We start from the raw sequence: 16,348 nt of genomic DNA, 5'->3' as shown, positions 1-16,348 counted from the left end.
TCGCAAGAGCGCGAGAAAACGAGGCTGCATCGGGATCATTTCGTCAATTTGCGGTCATAGCGATATGCGACATAGCGATACGAGCCGTACTTCGAGCGATAACCAAACGCACGTGCGTCGACCGCGTTGAAGATCACGCCTTTCAACGTTGCGTTGGCCCGCTGCAAGTGCCGCGCGCTTTCGGTGAGCTCACCGATCACCGTGCGCTGAAAACGTGCGATAAGGAACGTGGTGACGGCATTGCCGGCGATAATGCCGGCGTCGGCAACGGCGAGTACCGGTGGCGCGTCGATCACCACCAGGTCGTAGCGCTCGCTCAGACGTTCCATGAGCCGGCTCATGGTTTCGCTCATCAACAGTTCGGCCGCGTTCGGCGGAATGCTGCCGGTGGTGATCAGATCGAGTCCTTCCGCCACATCGCGCCGGATCACCTCGTCGAGCGTCGCCTCCCCCGACAGTACGTTCGACAGCCCCTTCCCCCGCGAAACGCCGAAGTACTGATTGAGGTAACCGCGCCTCATGTCGGCGTCAACGAGTATCACGCGCTTGTCGCTGCTTGCCATAATCGCGGCCAGATTCGAGGCGATGAACGATTTGCCTACACCTGGACCGGGACCTGTGAGCAGGAGGCGATTATTGGGCGCGTCAAGCATCGCAAAACGCAATGCGGTACGCAGACTGCGCAAACTTTCAATGGAGGGTTCGTCGGGCCGAGCTGCAGCCAGCAATGCGAGGCCCGAACGGCGAGTGCGAATCGCTTCGTCCAGCGTGCGCTGCTCGGCCGAGTAAGGAATCGCACCATAGACATTCAGGCCCGCATAGCGCTCGATATCCTGGACGTCCGTAATGCCGCCGTAAAAATGCTCGCGTGCAAAGGCCGTTGCGACACCGATCATCAGGCCGGCTATCAACGCCAGTCCGATTACCAAGGGCTTTTTCGGTTGTACAGGTTCTTCCGGAACACGTGCGGTATCGACCTGGCGGACATTGCCCACCTTGCCGGCGGACACCAGTTTCAATTGCTGCAGATTGTTCAGCGCGCCAAGGTAAACGTCGGTGTTCACCTGTACGTCACGCATCAACGCGACCGTGCCCTGTTCCAGATTAGGCAGTGACTTCATCCGCCCGTCCACTGCCTGAAGTCGCGCCTTCATGGCAGCAATCTGCTGCTCGACCGCGCGCACCGAAGGGTGATCCGGCGAATAGCCGCTGGAGAGTTCCGCGCGTTTCTGCTGCAACGTCAACAGATTGGTCTGCCACGCGACCGTCTCCTGGAGAAGCGTTTGCGCTTCAAGGCCGAGATCGTACGTGCCCTTCGAGTTGCGAAAAGCGTTGTAGCGTTGCTCGGCCTGCTCCACGTCATGCTTCAGACCAGGCAGCAGGCCCTCCAGAAACGCCGCCGACTTGTCGGCCTCCGCCGCTTTGCGCTTGATGTTCTGCGCGACATAGGCGCTGCCTAGCGAATTGAGGATCGCCGTGATCTGTTGCGGGTCCCTTCCGCGTAGAGATGCGGTAATGATGTCGCTCTGCTTGCCCTTCTGCTCGACGGTCAACTTTTTTTGCAACGCTTCCAGTGTCAGCAGCTTCGAGTATCGGGTGAGCGAGAATACTGCGCCGGGCTTACCGCTGACGTGCGAAACCAGCAGGCGGAACTGGCCAATGCTCTGGTTGGAAACAACCGGCTCCCCTACCACGCCTTCTATCGGCGCGTCCAGATCCGACTGCGTTACGCGAAAACGGTTGTTGTCGAGCAGCGTGAGCTTGAAGCGTTTTCCCACCAGATCAGACGGCACCTCGAATTGCTCGACAGAGATCGATTCGCCTCCCCAACAGAAACCGCCCATACCAAACAGGCCCGGATTGGAGAGCGATTTATCGTGATCGGCTATCAACCAGCCGATCAGCGGAAAACGGCGCGGCGCGGCGTCGATATAAAGACGAAGATCGTTCACGGCCTGATCGACCACCGCGCGTGACTGCAGGATCTCGACTTCTCCTTCCGCCTGCGTCTTCACGTCGAAAAGCGAGGAAACATCGCCGAGGAGCGACGTAGCGCTGGTCGGATTGTCTTCCTCCACCTGAATCATGATGTTGGCTTCGTAATTCGGGCGAGCCAGAAACGCGTACGCGACTCCGATCGCGAGGATCACTGCGCAAATACCGGCAATCAACCACCGGCTGCCGACCAGCACGTCCACGTAACGGATCAGGTCGGCATCGTCATCGACTGGATCACCCACGGTCATATCAATTCTATTGTTCATCGTGTCAACGTCTCTTTAAGCGAGTGCCTTAATGCGCGATGTCCAGGATGCGGCACCACGAGCGATCAACTCGTAGACCCCGTAGAAATGCGAGAGCGGTTTGCGGTAAGGATCGGGAACATCGAAGTCGTGCGCGTCACCGATCCGGAACACCTTGCCTCGGGCCGACGGGTGCCTGCGCATGATTTCCTGCCTGTGCGCATCTTCCATCGTTAATATCAGGTCGCTTGCGCTCACCAGTGCAGCATTCAACTGGCGTGCACGATGCTGAGTAATGTCCAGTCCGTTCTCAGCACAGACCTGAACCGCAGCAGGATCTGCGGCATATCCCGCCAATGCGTCCAGTCCTGCCGATGTGACCGCGATTCCCTCGAGTTCACGGCGCAGCAGGTACTCGGCCATCGGGCTTCGACAAATATTGCCGACGCAAACCACCAGCATGCTTCTGATCATTTCCCGGCAATCGCTCCGTAAAGTGCCGCATTAACCGCGGGCAGCAAGAGGTTCAGCACGCGGCTAAAGCGCACCAAACCGTTACCGTCCACGTAGACGATGTCGTGCGGTTGCAACGCGAACTGATTGGCGAGCACCATCGACACCGGCGACTTTGCGTCGAGGTGATAGACCTGTGGGCTTGCGCTCAATGAATCGCGTATTACGTAGACTTCCGATGGATCGGCGGAATTGCTGTTGATGCTGCCGGCCTGCGAAATGGCCTCGCTAAGCGATAGCGTGCCGTCACGCATGGGAAGCGCGGTCGACGGCTTCGACACTTCACCCATCACGTACACGCCGCTGTCGTCGCGCGCGCGCACGCGCAGCAGGTCGCCATCGCGCAGAATGATCTTCGCTGGATTGAAGCCACCCTCGAACATGGAGGTCATGTCAAGCGGATACGAGCGGCCGTCGCGAACGAGAACCAGCCGGCTTTGATCCGCTGTCGACGAGAAGCCTCCCGCGCGGCTCACTGCGTCATAGAGCGTCATTGGGATGTCGTTCAGCGGCTGCGCACCAGGCGCATGCACTTCACCGTCCACAAAAACCTGTCTCGCACGAAACGAGGCCATGCGCACCGTCACTTGCGGATTGAGGAATGCCTTCGTCAAACGCAGCGCGAGTGCCTGCTGAATCTGGTCCGTCGTCATTCCTGCTGCGTGCAGCGTTCCCGCGTAAGGGAATTGCAGATTGCCGCGCTGGTCCACCACAAATCCTGGTACCGGGTCGGACGTGCGCGTCGCGGCCTGTCCCGGCGCACCTTGTGCAACGGCCAGTTCCGGATGATCCCAAACCGTGATCTGCAGTACATCCCCCGCTCCAACCACATACGGCGACGGTTTGGTGGACAGTTCGCGCACTGCCTGATCGATATCCTTGCTGCGAGTAACCCGCAGCTGATGAATCAGCGTGGCGTCGATGTTGACGATCGGCACCGGCGCCGCTTCGGCGCGCGCCTGTGCATCATGAGAGACCGCGATGGTGGCGGGCTTGGCCATCTTCATTCCGGGCGCGGCAGCGCATCCCGCCAACACAACGGGAAGCGCTAGCGCTACTGCGTTGAACAGCGCACGTCCCGACTGACGATTGCCCGCTGCACGCGCAATCTGTTTATCCCGCTTCGGCATACATCCCCTTTCCAACTCGTTTGATAGCAATTCCCGCAGCCGCTCGCGCCTCGTGCCGCGCTTCAGTACGCCTGATGGCCGACAAAGCCGCGCAGAATCGTGGCAACGACAATTCGCAAGTCCAATGCGAACGACCAATGGCGCAGGTAATAGAGATCATGTTCGACCCGGGCGGCCATTTTCTCGACGCGTTCGGTCTCGCCACGGTGACCGTTTACTTGCGCCCATCCGGTGATGCCAGGCTTGATGCGGTAGCGGTCCATGTAGCCGCTAATCAGTGTCCGGTAAAGTTCGTCATGTTCGATCGCATGAGGACGCGGCCCAACCACGGACATTTCGCCGCGCAGCACATTGATGAACTGCGGTAGTTCGTCCAGACTGGTACGACGCAGGAAGCGTCCAACCCGCGTGATGCGTGGATCGTCACGCGTGGCCTGCTTGACCACGCCATGTTCGGGCGCGTGAAGCCGCATGGACCTGAACTTGTAGATAGAGAACGTCTGGCCGTTCAGCCCCTTGCGGCGTTGCCGGAAAAAGACCGGACCCGGCGACGAACATTTCACGCATAGCGCAATGCCCAGCATCAATGGCGACAGCGCAAGCAGCGCGAGCGCTGCGAACACGCGGTCGAATACTTCCTTGCCGGTGATTGCCTCACGCGGCAGCGCCACGGGCGACAGGCTGATTGCGGGCCGGCCAATGAACGCGAGTGCGCCTCCATGCTCCTGAACGCCAAGCGCGTCCACGTCCGGCAGCAGACGCAGATCGATCAGCGTACCGCGCAATGCGTCAACGCAGCGCTGCAGCGATGCTTCCGCTGTCATGGGCAGTGCCAGCCAGACTTCCCGAATTGCGTTGGCCTCAATTGAATCGTGGACCCGCCTCAGTGCGTCGATATCATGGTCAACGGCCGATTGGTCCGCATCCGCGCTGACAGCAGCCAGTTTCACGACGTCGACAACCTTGAAGCCTGCGGCGGCGTTTCCGTCTGTGTCGCGCGATACGCGGTCGAAATAGCGTCCATGGCCAATAACCGAAACGTGCCGCAAGTCGTGACCGGCGTGACGGTACCGGCGCAGCATCGAGTACACGGCCATTCGGGTGGCTACCAGCAGTACTGCGGTAAGCAGTGTCCACACGAGCAGCCAGCGGCCGGACAACGTGTGGATACCGCCTAGCAGAAACACCAGCGCGCAAGCCAGTGCCTGCACCGAAAACCACGCAGCCAGCACGCGCAGAAACAGCGGCCGAAGCGGCCGTCCGCGCCACGACAGATAAATGGAATAGCCCGGAAACGCCATTGCAACGAGTGCCACCACCATCACAGCGCTGAAGCAATGCAGCAGAGGATGCGGCACGGCCTCGCCGAAGCAGAGTCGCGCTGCAATTGCAGCGCCCAGTAGTGTCATCGCGATATCGCAGAGTCGAGCAAGAACGATCTTCATCGGGCCTCTCCAGATGGGCGGTAACCATGTCGGCGATTAAAGTCACGCAGCACTGCGTGTCGTGTCTGAATGCGACGTGAGTGCAACGCGAATGCAAGGCGTGAAGTGATCTTCTCCAGATCGCGGCAATCAGGCGCAACTCGCTTTATCGTTGCGCGCGCATGAATTACCGCAGAAATTCGTTTGCACTTCTTTAATGCCGGATCGCCAGATTAAATGCAATTGCGTTTGATGAAACGGATCATATTCGGAGCAATGAACGCCAATTAATCCGCGTCCGATACGAACACAGTGTTGGCGGAAACAAGCAACTCGGAGAAAGCCGCGTCATCGTGATGCATAAAGCCTCGCGAGCGTTGATCGACGCGATAGCGGCACCTGCATGGGACGTACGTTGCAGCAGCAAGCCCGACACGTGCATGCGCAGCGCGACGGTGACAGTGCGGGGGTGATTGGAGAGGAAAAAAGAACGTGACAGATTGATTACCGCTTCATTGCCCGCCGCGTCGGGTCACTTTTTTATGAATTGTTTTCGAGCGGGCAGCCGGTTTCGATGTAGCGCTTGCGCAATAATCACGGCTTTGCGCTAATGGCAATATCATGCATTTCGCGTGAGATAGAAGGCGCCCGTTTGCCACCGGGCCATTTCAATGCAAAGCCCATTGGCACACCGAACAGCACGACCCAGCGAACGACGTAGTAGACAAGCACATTCGAATCGAACAGGAAGAACAGGAACGGCAAAGGCCATAGCACCGTTCGAAGCGCCGTCCATCTCGACGAATGCCGTCCCACGCGGTTGAGCGTGACGAGAAGCCAGACTGGTATCGCAAACGACAGCACGAATCCCGCCAGCCCAAAGTTGATCAGGAACTCGCCCGGCATGCCGAACAGCAAGGTGGTCTTATCCATCGTGCCGCGCTCGAGTGCCCGCACGATCTCGCTCTTTTCCTGCGCGAACGTCTCGGGCTTGTCGTGCCATAGTGCGCTCGGAACAATTGACGCGAGCGCGCCGGCAAAACTGCGGCCCATTGCGAGGTCGTAGGCTGGTTTTTCTACCTCGTTGATGGCGACGGCCTGTACGTCGAAGCGCGATAGATCGCGAAACAGGAACGCGCTCAGCGGTCCCATGCTCACTTCCAGATCGCGCTGTTCTGCAAAGCGTTGCGGCAACCTGGCGAGATCCGAATAGCCCAGACCGAGCTTCAACGGTATGAGCAGAATGCCTGTGAGCGCCACCCCGATGCCGAAGGTGCGCGCCTTTTTCGCGCTGATAGGTTTGACAAAGCCGTGATAGATGAAGAGCGCAAACACGAGCACGAATACAATTCCCTGGCGGCTACCTGCCACGCCTGCGGAAAGCCACCCCAAGGCGCCCAGTTGCACGAATGCGATCGTTGTAAAGAGTACATTCCGGCGCCTGCGCATGGTGAGACAAACGAACACCCAAAGCGGCGATGTGTTGGCGAAAGCCTGGATCACACCCAGCCCACGAAATGGATCGTAGTCGGTTCCATTGCTCTCCACACGAGTGTTGTAGAGCTGCACGACATGCGAATAGCCGCCGAGCTTCACATACATGAACGCCAGCGCACACAACGAAAGTGCCGCAAACAGATAGGCGAGCCCTCCTGCTCTCGCCGTTGTATCCGTGGGCGCGGTCCATTGAGTCAACGCTTTCCCATTGATGTCCAGAGCGATCTTGGTCAACGCAATCCCTGCGATACTCAACAGGTACCATGCGACCACGGGTGCGCTGTCCTGAGGAAACAGCTTCAGATAGATCTCATCCCCAACCAGCAATTGCCAAAGCGGGAAGACGCCAAAAAAGAACAGAAGAAAGACCCGGAACCACCGGACTGTCGGATTGCGCGGCTTAATCGACAAAATGAGCGCGATCAGAATGCCGTTCAGAATGATAGTCAACGTATGCGCGCGTGCCGTATAAAGTACCACCAGTACTATGGCACTCACTGCTCCGGCGATCAGAGCGAGCCATCCTGCTTTCAGACTGTTCGGCGGCGCGGGCGTACGCCCGCTCGATTTGATCGCGATCATTGTGGCCACGTCCGGGTTGTCTTTGGCTGCTCCACCGCTTCATGTACCGTTTTGGAAAGCCGTGCAGTACGTTTGCGCGAAGCGCTCTTGATCCATCGGTTCAGATTGACTTCAATCAGCGAGAAGCAGGCGTAGCCGGCTACCAATGCACTCGCAACGAGGATGGCGACGCTAAGCACCGGGTAGTGCTGGATGCCGCTCCTTTTCACGATCATCGCAGCGGCGGCCAGTGCGAAAGGATGGGCGAGATAGAGTGAATACGATGCTGCGCCTATGGCGGTAGCAAGTCTGCCGGGAATCGTCTCGCACGCCTGGCGAACCAGCAGTTCCATCTTCACCAGGCCGGCAAAGATCATCATGAAGGGCAAACCGTAACTGATTACTCGCGCATCGGCGGTGATGGCGGGCGGCATCACACAAAGAGCGAGTATGCCGCCCGCGACCAGCGCGACGCTCAACGGCAACAGTCTGGATTCTTCACGCACGTAGAGATACGCGGCAATGCCCATGACGAACTCGAGCAACAAAGGCGAAGTCACGAATTTCAATGTGGGATTGGAGGGACTCAGCAGCACGCCGCCTGCAACCAGAACGAGCAACGCCCCACACGTAAAAGCGAGACGCCTGCCCATAGCAAAGCTCAACGACGCGGCGAACACAAGATAGAACAGAAACTCATAGCTCAACGTCCAGCCGGTCTGGATGAGGAACTTGTCGCCGGTTGGAATAAGCGTGAAGGAATTGACTATGGTCGTCGTACCGCCGCTACTGTTCACTATTGCCGGATTCGCAAGATAGACAGCCAGCGCGACCAGCGACAACGTCCAATACAGCGGGACGATTCTAAGTACTCGGGCCTTGAGAAAATCGCGCGCGGTAACCTGCCGGTTCATCGTGACGTAGCACATGATGAAGCCGGAAATAATAAAGAACAGATCCACTCCCGAGCCGCCGAACTCCCACGTTGCGCCCGTGCCCGAGATCTGCCCTTGCTTGTGTATAGCGTGGCAGACAACGACAAGGACAGCCGCCAAGGCGCGCAATACCTGCACCGAATACAACATGTGAGCTCCCGACTGTCAGATGACGTTGATCGATTAACGCAGCTTCTCGCGGCACGGTTAGCGATTCAAGCGGTCGATGTTAGCATCGGCCTCGAATCAATTCCGTCATAACGTTTGGTGAAATCCGCCACATTTGTTCTGTTGGTCCTGCAATCAGATTCGCAGGTCGACACTTACCATCGGATGCCAACATGTTGGCGAAATCCGCCACGCGTCAATTGGCGACAAAAAGACTGGGTAGCATGCGTTCGAGCGATTGAAGACACTTCGAAAAAACAAGAAAGTCATATCTTCGGGAACGTACGACGATGGGGCCTCGCAGCGGTGAAGCTCACGAGAACGCACTTGATACACAGTCCTCAACACATGAAGGCAGCGCGAAGCACATTGGCGTTGCACTCTTCAATGGGTTTGCGCTTCCGGACGTTGCGTCCATCATCGAAGTATTCCAATCGGCCAATGCATTGGGTGACCCGGATCAATCCGGGCGTGCGCATTACGAAGTCTCTCTTCTGTCGGCGTCGGGTGGACGTATAGCAAGTTCGTCGTCGGTCTTTATCTGGACCGATGGCGTCGATTCGCTACGGCGTACCGACAACTTCCATGCGCTCTTTATCGCAGGCGGTATTGGCGCGACAACAGCGTTTCGCGACGATCGTCTGATTGTATGGCTGCGACGCGTGTTTCCGACGAGCGCGCTCGTTCACGCTATCGCCGAAGGTCGCTTGCTGCTCGACGCGGCAGGCCTCACGACTGACGGAAACGGCCGAATGGACGGACAACATCGCGCAGAGCTGAAAGGCGCCGCGCGCGCGATAGATCATTCGATGAGTCCGCTGCAAATCGCTTTACGTATCGTAGAAGAAGACGTCGGCGCGGATATCGCACGCCAGGTGGCAGAGTGGGCCGCGCCGCGGCAGAGGCTCAAGACGGATGCGCACATTCGTGCAACGCCGGCGCCGCACGTCAGCGAACAGATTCAGGCTTCGGCGAGATGGATGGAAGCCAACGGCACGCGTCCTGTTTCCATCGAAGCGGCAGCGCAGGTCGCCGCCATGAGCGAGAGGAATTTCCTGCGGCGCTTCAAGAACGAGATGGGCGTCACGCCTTCAGACTATCTTCTTCACGTACGACTGGAAATGAGCTGCAAGCTGCTTGCGAGCACGAGCCTGCCCGTCGACAAGATAGCGCGCCGCTGCGGAATCGGCAGTGGCGGACGGCTCGCCAAATTGTTCCGCAAGCACCTTTCCACTACGCCGACCGAATACCGGATGATGCGCCAAGGGCTGCGAAACCCGTCGTGACAGCAAGTTGGCCTGCCTCGGGCCATGCTAATTGGCTATGTGATTCGCGCCGCCGTCAGTTCGTGTCAGTGACACCTGCGACGAATATAAGAATATATATAGAAATGGAAAGCGCCTCTGCAATGGCGTGTAAGTGACGAATAACATAGCAGTGGCTTGACTTCATTGTTTCAATCAGGCCACATTCTCGCGCCTTCGCAATCCATCCAATTCGAATAACGGCCTAACCCGTGCGCGAAACGCGCCTGCCGTTGCTTATTTCGAGCGCTGCCAACAGCTCTGCCGCGCTCAAATCCGGCAACTTCCGGGCGATCATATCCCAGAAAATAAGTTCGTGCATAGCGGTGGCGTCTTCAATTGTATTCCACTCGCGTGCGCCGACGATGGCGTCGGCGGTCTCGCAGGCCGCATCGACGATAGCCTGAATGTATTGTTTGTGCATAGCTGCGTTAACGACCGGCGTCTCGACTTATTTAGTCTGTTCCGCAATCGTTTGCGAAAAAAAATGCGCGCGCTGCTGCGGCGGCTGTGTACTGGACTCGCCGCTGGGCGGGGCGTTGCGTCCCGGAGCGACCCGCCACGTGCGTTATTCAGGTGCAAATCGCGCCGAGTACGCACAAAAACGGCTCCAAAGTTTTTTCGCGACACTGAAGACGCATACAGCCATGCACGAATACGTTGTAATTTGCCGCAACTTTCTCACGACATATCTAAATTTGCTGCGCATCGACGCAAAGAGTGCTATATAGACAGGCCGCGCTTTCGCAGAAAAAAACCTGAAAAAAAATCACCTGGCCTTCTCATTGGCCAAGTCAGGAATGTGAGTTGGATAAATGCGCCGTCACCATGCATATTTCGTATCGGTTGATGTCGCCAACGGCCAATTTGTTGGCTGATTCAGCCATGTAATAATTCACTGCAAGCCGATCGTATAGCATTGGTTCACAACAACTAAAGACAGAGCCAGAAGGCTTTGCGGGCCGATATATTCCGGGGAAAAAAGATGGAGCTGATAGAAACTCTACCGCGCTGCACGCCGCAAAATTCAGAGTCAGCGCACAAGACAGAGGTCGCGCATGTCGACATCGCACTGTTCAACGGTTTCGCGTTGCCGAAAGTAGCAGCCATCATCGAAGTCTTTCACAAAGCCAATGCGCTAACAGCGTCGCAGCGCAACGGCCGCGTGTATTACGACATCTCATTGCTATCGGCCGCGGGCGGCCGGATCGCCAGTTCTTCGTCGGTATTCGTCTGGACGGACAGCGTCGAGACGCACCGAGGCACGAACGACCGCCATCTGCTGTTCATTGCAGGCGGTGCGGGCGTGCAGCAGGCGTGCCGCGACGAACGTCTGAGCAGTTGGCTGCGCCGGCGCCATCCTTTCAGCGAAATCGTTCACCCCATCGCCGAAGGGCGGCAGCTTCTCGAGGCAACCGGGCTGCCAAGCCGCTACTGCCCGCTCATGTATGGCGACCAGGACGCGCATGAGCCCTATTCGAGGCGCTCGCTGACCGAAGCGCCGACAGCCGTGAGCACGGCACTGCGTCTGGTCCAGGAACATCTTGGGCCCGACCTCGCGAGGCAGATCGCGCAGTCTATCGCCCCGGAGCACAGAACGCCGTTCAGCAACGACATGACGCGTGCCTCGCACCAGGTCAGCGAGAAGATCATGGCGTCGGTGCGCTGGCTCGAGGCGAACGTCGATCGCCCTATTTCGATTGACGCCGCCGCGCAGGTCGCCGCAATGAGCGAGCGCAACTTTTTGCGGCGCTTCAAAAGCGAAATGGGCATGACGCCTTCGGACTATCTGCTGCGTGCGCGCCTGAACATGAGCTGCAGGATGCTGGTGGAATCACGCTTGCCCGTCGACAAGATTGCGCGTCGTTGCGGGATCGGCAGCGGCGGTCAGTTAGCCAAGCTATTCAGGAAGTACCTGGCAACCACGCCATCGGACTATCGGACGAGCAAAGGCGCCCCGCTGACCAATCTGTCCTGAGCGGGCGCAGCAACTGCGCTACCTTCTGTTCGCCCATTACCGGCTGCGCCGCTTTTGCAACGCGCTCTTGCAACCCGCTTTTGCAACCCGCTTTTGCGACTCGCTTTTGCAGCTTGCCCTTTGCAACTTGAGCGGCAGCACCGGCTGTTACCGATCCCGCCATTCCGACCATGATCTACCCGACTACCCGCCGCTCTTCATTCAATGCTTCGGACGCCGAGGTTCTCAACCGGCGCAACCGGATCTACACCAATGCGTCGCCGCTTGTTATCGGCCTGCGTTTATGGGGTTTCGAGAGACTTGAAGTGCGACACTGGGGCGAGAATCTACCGACGCTCGGCGGCCGCCTCGCGTGGGAAATCATGCGCGATCCCGATAACGATGCAGTCGATGTCGTGATCCATCTTGTGCGGTCGTCTGCCACGGCACTCGGTTCCTTTTGCTGGAACTGCGTGGGTGCGAACCGCGCGATGCACGGCGCTCGACATGGCGCTGTTCTGAACGTGGCGATCTTTTCGGGCGATGCGCGCCGCTTGCCGGCGCAGCTCAACGGACTATGGGTAATGGCGGGCAAACGCCCGGCAGAAGACATCGTCCACGAAGTCGTCCGCACGCTCGTGTTCCCACGTGTGGCGAACGCACGGTGATGCGTTCGCCCACACAGATGGCCAAACGCTGACAACTCAGTCTTCCCTGTTCGTTTCTCCGTCACGCGATTCGCTTCCCTGCTCGCGGACCGCGCCCGCGATAGTAACGTTCCTAGCGGTATCAACGTTCGCGCAGCAACGCTGCCGTCGCCGCCGCATGCGGCCGGACTCGCCATTCGACTATGTCAGTCGCTTATTGGCCGCTTATGGGTCGCTTATCGGGCGCTTATCGGCCGCCGCATCCGGCTTTCCGGCGATGTCCGCCCCTGGCACTTCATGCATTGCTTGCCGCGCGCTTTTCATCCGTTATGCGCCGCCGGCCTGCGCTCACACATGCTGTGGAGCCGGTCGATTCGCGCTGTCGTGACGCGAGACAACTCAACAGGGAACACAACATGCCTACTATCGAACCAGGCTCCTCCGCATCAGGTAGCAACCCGCATCTGCCGCCGCCTGGCGGTATTCCCTCTGAACCCGCCAAACCGGCGGCGACACCGCAGCCGCATGTGCCGGGGCTGCCGGCCACGCGGGCGCGCGGCGCGCAAGGATCGGGCGAGCCCGCACCCACGGCGCGCCCGCGTCAGGCGCTGCCCGCAGCGAAGACCGACACAGCCACGCCGGCTTCGCGCAACCAGTGGCCATCCGGCAAGGAGTTCATGGGCGAGTATCTGCGGGCGAACGGCTCAGGCGCGCTCGCTCGCGACAACACGCTGTCGACCGTTGGCCGCGCATTGCCGCCGCTCACGCCGCAATCGGTCGGCCGCTACTTCAGGGAGCCGGTGGGCGACTGGCCGCGCGATCGCAACAAGCTCGGCCCCGCGGTGAACAAGAACCTGACGCGGCTTGCGAGCATGGAAGCGGGACCGCAGCGCGAGCAACTGCACCTTGAAACGACGCTGCAATGGCATGCGCTCTGCGAAGCCGAACAGGGCGATGTGCTCAACACGCTCGGTGCACAGCAGTCCGAACTTCTCGGCGATACGTCACGCCAGGCCGCACCCGACCTGCCCCGCACGCCGGTGCGCGACTGGCTCGAGCACACAGCGGTTTTCATGAAGCCCGAGCTCGCCGCGAAACTGCTCACTTCGTGTACGCCGGAGGCCCGCGAGAAGCTCGCGATGCCGATGAAGGCCGCGGGCGACGACGCAGACCTGAAAGCGCTGCTGAAAGACCGCTTCACCGATCTGCGCATGACCATGCCGCTCGATCACATGTACGACTACACCGGGTTCTGGTGGGACAACAATCGCCAGGTCGGCACCTTGCCGGAAGGCGTGGCCGAGAACCTCAAGGTCTGCGTGGTCGGCGCGGGCCCGGCCGGCATCATGGCAGCGGATGCGCTGAACCGCATCGGTGTGAAGCCGAACGTGCTCGAGCAGGCGGACCACATAGGCGGACGGATTGCCTCCGGGCGCTGGGAAGGCGACCCGACGCCATACCATCCAGGCGGCATGCGTTTTCACACAACGCGCGGCAACTTCTACTGGAGCATTGCCGAGCACTACGGGCTCGAGCACGTGCCGTTTCCGAATTCGAGCTCGGTGCCCACTTCGTACATTATCGGCGGCAAGGTCTATGAAGCGCAGCCGGGCGAACCGCCGGAAAACGCGACGATGCGCAAGGTTGCCGAAGACGTCATGCGCTCGATGACCGAGCCGCTTCTCGCGCCGATTCGCGAGGCTCGCGACGCGGGCGACACCGCGCGTTTTCGCGAGCTTTGCGACGATGCCAAGCAGAAGTTCGACAGCCACACGTTCCAGTCCGGCCTGAAGGCGCTGCTGCAGGAAAAAGGCATTACCTGGAACCGGGACGAATGGCGCACATTCGGCGCGACCGGCATTGGCGTGGGCGGCTATTCGGGCTACTTCAGCACGGGCTTTCTGGAGGAGTTCCGCTTTCTCGTCGACGAGCGCCTGGAGGATCACGTTGCGCTCGTCGACGGTGCGGACGCGCCGCTGCACAAGATGATCGAGGACAGCGAAGGTCTGCCGGAAGGTGCGGTATCGCTTGCCGAACAGAATGCCATTCAACTGAACGCCGAAGTCACGAGCATCAAGAAAGTCGACGGCAAATATCACGTGACGTGGCTCGACAAGACCAGCAACGAAACGAAAACCGAACAGTACGACGAACTGTTTTTCGCCGGTGGTCCACGCGAGGCGGTGCGTCTTGGCCTCACGGGTCCACAGGCGGGTTCGGAGCCGCTGTTGCCGGAAGATTTCGCTGCCGCCATCAAGGACGCTCGCGTGGTGGGCGCCACCAAGATGGCTGTGAAGATCGCCGCGGACCTGATGGAAGATCGCGATCTGCCCGGCAACGTCCAGGCAGACGAACTATTCCAGCAGTCGTACGTGGTGCCGGCTAGCGACGGCGGCGCAGTGGTCTATCCGAGCTACACCCTCGGCGACAACTCGACGAAGGTCGCCGGCATGACGGGCCGCGAACAGATGGATCTGTACGTTCGGACGCTTCGCGACGTGGCCTCGCGCGATCCGGACAACCCGGCTCATCAGAAGCTCGCCAATCTCGCCGACGTCGTCGAGCAGAGCCGCGACGGCATTGCGTACACGCACTGGGGCCTCGAGCGTCACCAGTGGGGCGCGTTCAAGATGGACGGACCGGACCAGCTCGACAACACGCGCACGTTGTATGCGGCGCTGCTGCGAATGAGCGACGGCGCAATTGCCATTGGCGAGGAACTCACCTTCGAGGGCGGCTTCGCAAGCGGCGCGCTGGCGTCGGCAACGCACGGCGTGCAGCAGTTCGTGCGCCGCCAGGGCGGCAAGCTGCCGCCGAATTCGCCGTACTATCAGGAGTTGCTGTAACGAGGCACGGTCCGCCGTAAAACAAGTGCTTTCCCTATGAGCGGCCTTATTGCTTGACATGGGAAATTTGATTTCATAAATTCGTTCCCAGTCTGTCGTCATGGATGTTCGTGGCGGCACACGGCAACGTTGCCGTGCTACATGGAAGGCTATGCAGCCCCCTAACTTGCGTTTCCAACGCTGGTCAGGGGGCTTTTTGTTTTGGGAGACGAAAACAGCAATGTCGCACTATGACCTGGCAAAGCCCGGCCTGGAGGAACTCGTCATCGCGTGCGTGCAGATGGAGCCGCACATCGGCGCCAAGCGCGCCAACGTGGCGCGCCTCATCCGGCATGTGGAAACCGCTGCGAGCCAAGGCGCGTCGCTTGTCGTGCTGCCCGAACTGGCGACCACCGGCTACGTGTTCGCGGACCGCGACGAGGCATTCTCGCTGGCCGAAGGTCTGCCCGATGGCGAAACCGCCGGGCTCTTCGCCGATACCGCACAGCGCCTCGGTATTCATATCGTCACGGGCATTGCCGAACGCGCCGGCAAACGCCTGTATAACTCGGCACTCTTCACCGGCCCTTCCGGTCACATTGGCATCTATCGCAAGCTGCATCTGTGGAATAACGAAAACCGCTTTTTCGAACCGGGCGATCGCGGCGTGCCCGTGTTCGGCACCCCGCTCGGCCGCATTGCGATTGCAATCTGCTACGACGGCTGGTTTCCCGAAACCTACCGGCTCGCGGCCATGCAGGGCGCGGACATCGTGTGCGTGCCGACCAACTGGGTGCCCATGCCCTCGCAGCCGGAAAACCGCTCCGCAATGGCCGCCACGCTGACAATGGCGGCCGCGCACAGCAACGGCATGGCGATCGCCTGCGCGAACCGCATCGGCACCGAGCGCGGGCAACTCTTCATCGGTCAAAGCCTGATCGTGGGCGGGGACGGCTGGCCGCTCGCCGGTCCCGCGAGCACCGACCGCGAAGAAGTGCTGTACGCAAGCATCGACGTCAAGCGTACTCGCGCCGGACGTACGCTCAACGCTTTCAATCACGTGCTGCGCGATCGCCGCGCAGATGTGTACGACCCCATGCTGGGCGCGCGCTGGCCTGCTTTCCAGACCTGAGGGCTACCGCGC

At 59.7% G+C, this 16,348-nt stretch carries 12 protein-coding genes; 5 read left to right on the top strand and 7 right to left on the bottom strand.

The features are described from left to right. Window positions 1-35 precede the first annotated feature (35 nt). The 6 genes from JNB89_RS23870 to JNB89_RS23845 form a co-directional block, all read right to left on the bottom strand. Window positions 36-2,264 carry a polysaccharide biosynthesis tyrosine autokinase gene (locus JNB89_RS23870; RefSeq protein WP_220363830.1) on the bottom strand — a complete coding sequence of 743 codons (2,229 nt, stop codon included), beginning with the start codon at window positions 2,262-2,264 and terminating at the stop codon, window positions 36-38. Between the two features lie 15 nt (window positions 2,265-2,279). After that, window positions 2,280-2,717, bottom strand: coding sequence for a low molecular weight protein-tyrosine-phosphatase (locus tag JNB89_RS23865; protein ID WP_220363829.1), 438 nt, complete (start codon window positions 2,715-2,717; stop codon window positions 2,280-2,282). Further along, entirely contained in the window at window positions 2,714-3,886 is a 1,173-nt protein-coding gene (locus JNB89_RS23860; protein WP_220363828.1) for a polysaccharide biosynthesis/export family protein, read from the bottom strand. The genes JNB89_RS23865 and JNB89_RS23860 overlap by 4 nt, the downstream gene beginning before the upstream one ends. Before the next feature lie 62 nt (window positions 3,887-3,948). Then, a complete protein-coding gene (locus tag JNB89_RS23855) occupies window positions 3,949-5,331 on the bottom strand; it encodes an undecaprenyl-phosphate glucose phosphotransferase (protein ID WP_220363827.1) in 1,383 nt (460 codons plus the stop codon). A gap of 573 nt (window positions 5,332-5,904) precedes the next feature. Beyond that, the gene (locus tag JNB89_RS23850) at window positions 5,905-7,389 is read right to left on the bottom strand and encodes a hypothetical protein (protein ID WP_220363826.1); all 1,485 of its coding nucleotides are present in this window, start codon (window positions 7,387-7,389) and stop codon (window positions 5,905-5,907) included. Then, window positions 7,386-8,453 (bottom strand): acyltransferase family protein, encoded by a 1,068-nt coding sequence (locus tag JNB89_RS23845; RefSeq protein ID WP_220363825.1) that lies wholly within the window; start codon window positions 8,451-8,453, stop codon window positions 7,386-7,388. Before JNB89_RS23845 ends, JNB89_RS23850 begins: the two co-directional genes overlap by 4 nt. A 308-nt stretch (window positions 8,454-8,761) precedes the next feature. Here JNB89_RS23845 and JNB89_RS23840 point away from each other — a divergent pair, with 308 nt between their 5' ends. Next, on the top strand, window positions 8,762-9,757 hold the full coding sequence (locus JNB89_RS23840; RefSeq protein ID WP_220363824.1) for a GlxA family transcriptional regulator: 996 nt from the start codon (window positions 8,762-8,764) through the stop codon (window positions 9,755-9,757). 223 nt (window positions 9,758-9,980) lie between these two features. Here the strand turns inward: JNB89_RS23840 and JNB89_RS23835 are convergent, their stop codons facing one another. Next, window positions 9,981-10,199: a hypothetical protein gene (locus JNB89_RS23835; RefSeq protein ID WP_135892170.1), complete on the bottom strand. Its 219-nt coding sequence runs from the start codon at window positions 10,197-10,199 to the stop codon at window positions 9,981-9,983. Window positions 10,200-10,760: 561 nt separating this feature from the next. On the opposite strand from JNB89_RS23835, the gene JNB89_RS23830 reads away from it, so the two are divergent. The 4 genes from JNB89_RS23830 to JNB89_RS23815 all read left to right on the top strand — a co-directional run bounded on the left by JNB89_RS23830 (window position 10,761) and on the right by JNB89_RS23815 (window position 16,336). Next, window positions 10,761-11,753 (top strand): GlxA family transcriptional regulator, encoded by a 993-nt coding sequence (locus JNB89_RS23830; protein WP_218741337.1) that lies wholly within the window; start codon window positions 10,761-10,763, stop codon window positions 11,751-11,753. A 170-nt stretch (window positions 11,754-11,923) separates the two neighbouring features. After that, window positions 11,924-12,400 carry a hypothetical protein gene (locus JNB89_RS23825; protein WP_220363823.1) on the top strand — a complete coding sequence of 159 codons (477 nt, stop codon included), beginning with the start codon at window positions 11,924-11,926 and terminating at the stop codon, window positions 12,398-12,400. 395 nt (window positions 12,401-12,795) lie between these two features. Then, window positions 12,796-15,225, top strand: a complete 2,430-nt coding sequence (locus tag JNB89_RS23820; RefSeq protein WP_220363822.1) for a flavin monoamine oxidase family protein — start codon at window positions 12,796-12,798, stop codon at window positions 15,223-15,225. A gap of 220 nt (window positions 15,226-15,445) precedes the next feature. Beyond that, entirely contained in the window at window positions 15,446-16,336 is an 891-nt protein-coding gene (locus tag JNB89_RS23815; RefSeq protein WP_041729244.1) for a nitrilase family protein, read from the top strand. Window positions 16,337-16,348 lie beyond the last annotated feature (12 nt).

It is taken from the genome of Paraburkholderia phenoliruptrix, from assembly GCF_019511605.1.
Lineage (GTDB): Bacteria > Pseudomonadota > Gammaproteobacteria > Burkholderiales > Burkholderiaceae > Paraburkholderia > Paraburkholderia phenoliruptrix_A.
This window is presented reverse-complemented; position numbering and strand designations above follow the sequence as displayed.

Excerpts from the sequence above, each read along its gene's own strand:
- JNB89_RS23850 (WP_220363826.1), bottom strand. The coding sequence starts at position 7,389 with ATGATCGCGATCAAATCGAGCGGGCGTACGCCCGCGCCGCCGAACAGT.
- JNB89_RS23830 (WP_218741337.1), top strand. The coding sequence starts at position 10,761 with ATGGAGCTGATAGAAACTCTACCGCGCTGCACGCCGCAAAATTCAGAG.
- JNB89_RS23855 (WP_220363827.1), bottom strand. The coding sequence starts at position 5,331 with ATGAAGATCGTTCTTGCTCGACTCTGCGATATCGCGATGACACTACTG.
- JNB89_RS23820 (WP_220363822.1), top strand. The coding sequence starts at position 12,796 with ATGCCTACTATCGAACCAGGCTCCTCCGCATCAGGTAGCAACCCGCAT.
- JNB89_RS23835 (WP_135892170.1), bottom strand. The coding sequence starts at position 10,199 with ATGCACAAACAATACATTCAGGCTATCGTCGATGCGGCCTGCGAGACC.
- JNB89_RS23815 (WP_041729244.1), top strand. The coding sequence starts at position 15,446 with ATGTCGCACTATGACCTGGCAAAGCCCGGCCTGGAGGAACTCGTCATC.
- JNB89_RS23845 (WP_220363825.1), bottom strand. The coding sequence starts at position 8,453 with ATGTTGTATTCGGTGCAGGTATTGCGCGCCTTGGCGGCTGTCCTTGTC.
- JNB89_RS23865 (WP_220363829.1), bottom strand. The coding sequence starts at position 2,717 with ATGATCAGAAGCATGCTGGTGGTTTGCGTCGGCAATATTTGTCGAAGC.
- JNB89_RS23870 (WP_220363830.1), bottom strand. The coding sequence starts at position 2,264 with ATGAACAATAGAATTGATATGACCGTGGGTGATCCAGTCGATGACGAT.
- JNB89_RS23860 (WP_220363828.1), bottom strand. The coding sequence starts at position 3,886 with ATGCCGAAGCGGGATAAACAGATTGCGCGTGCAGCGGGCAATCGTCAG.
- JNB89_RS23825 (WP_220363823.1), top strand. The coding sequence starts at position 11,924 with ATGATCTACCCGACTACCCGCCGCTCTTCATTCAATGCTTCGGACGCC.
- JNB89_RS23840 (WP_220363824.1), top strand. The coding sequence starts at position 8,762 with ATGGGGCCTCGCAGCGGTGAAGCTCACGAGAACGCACTTGATACACAG.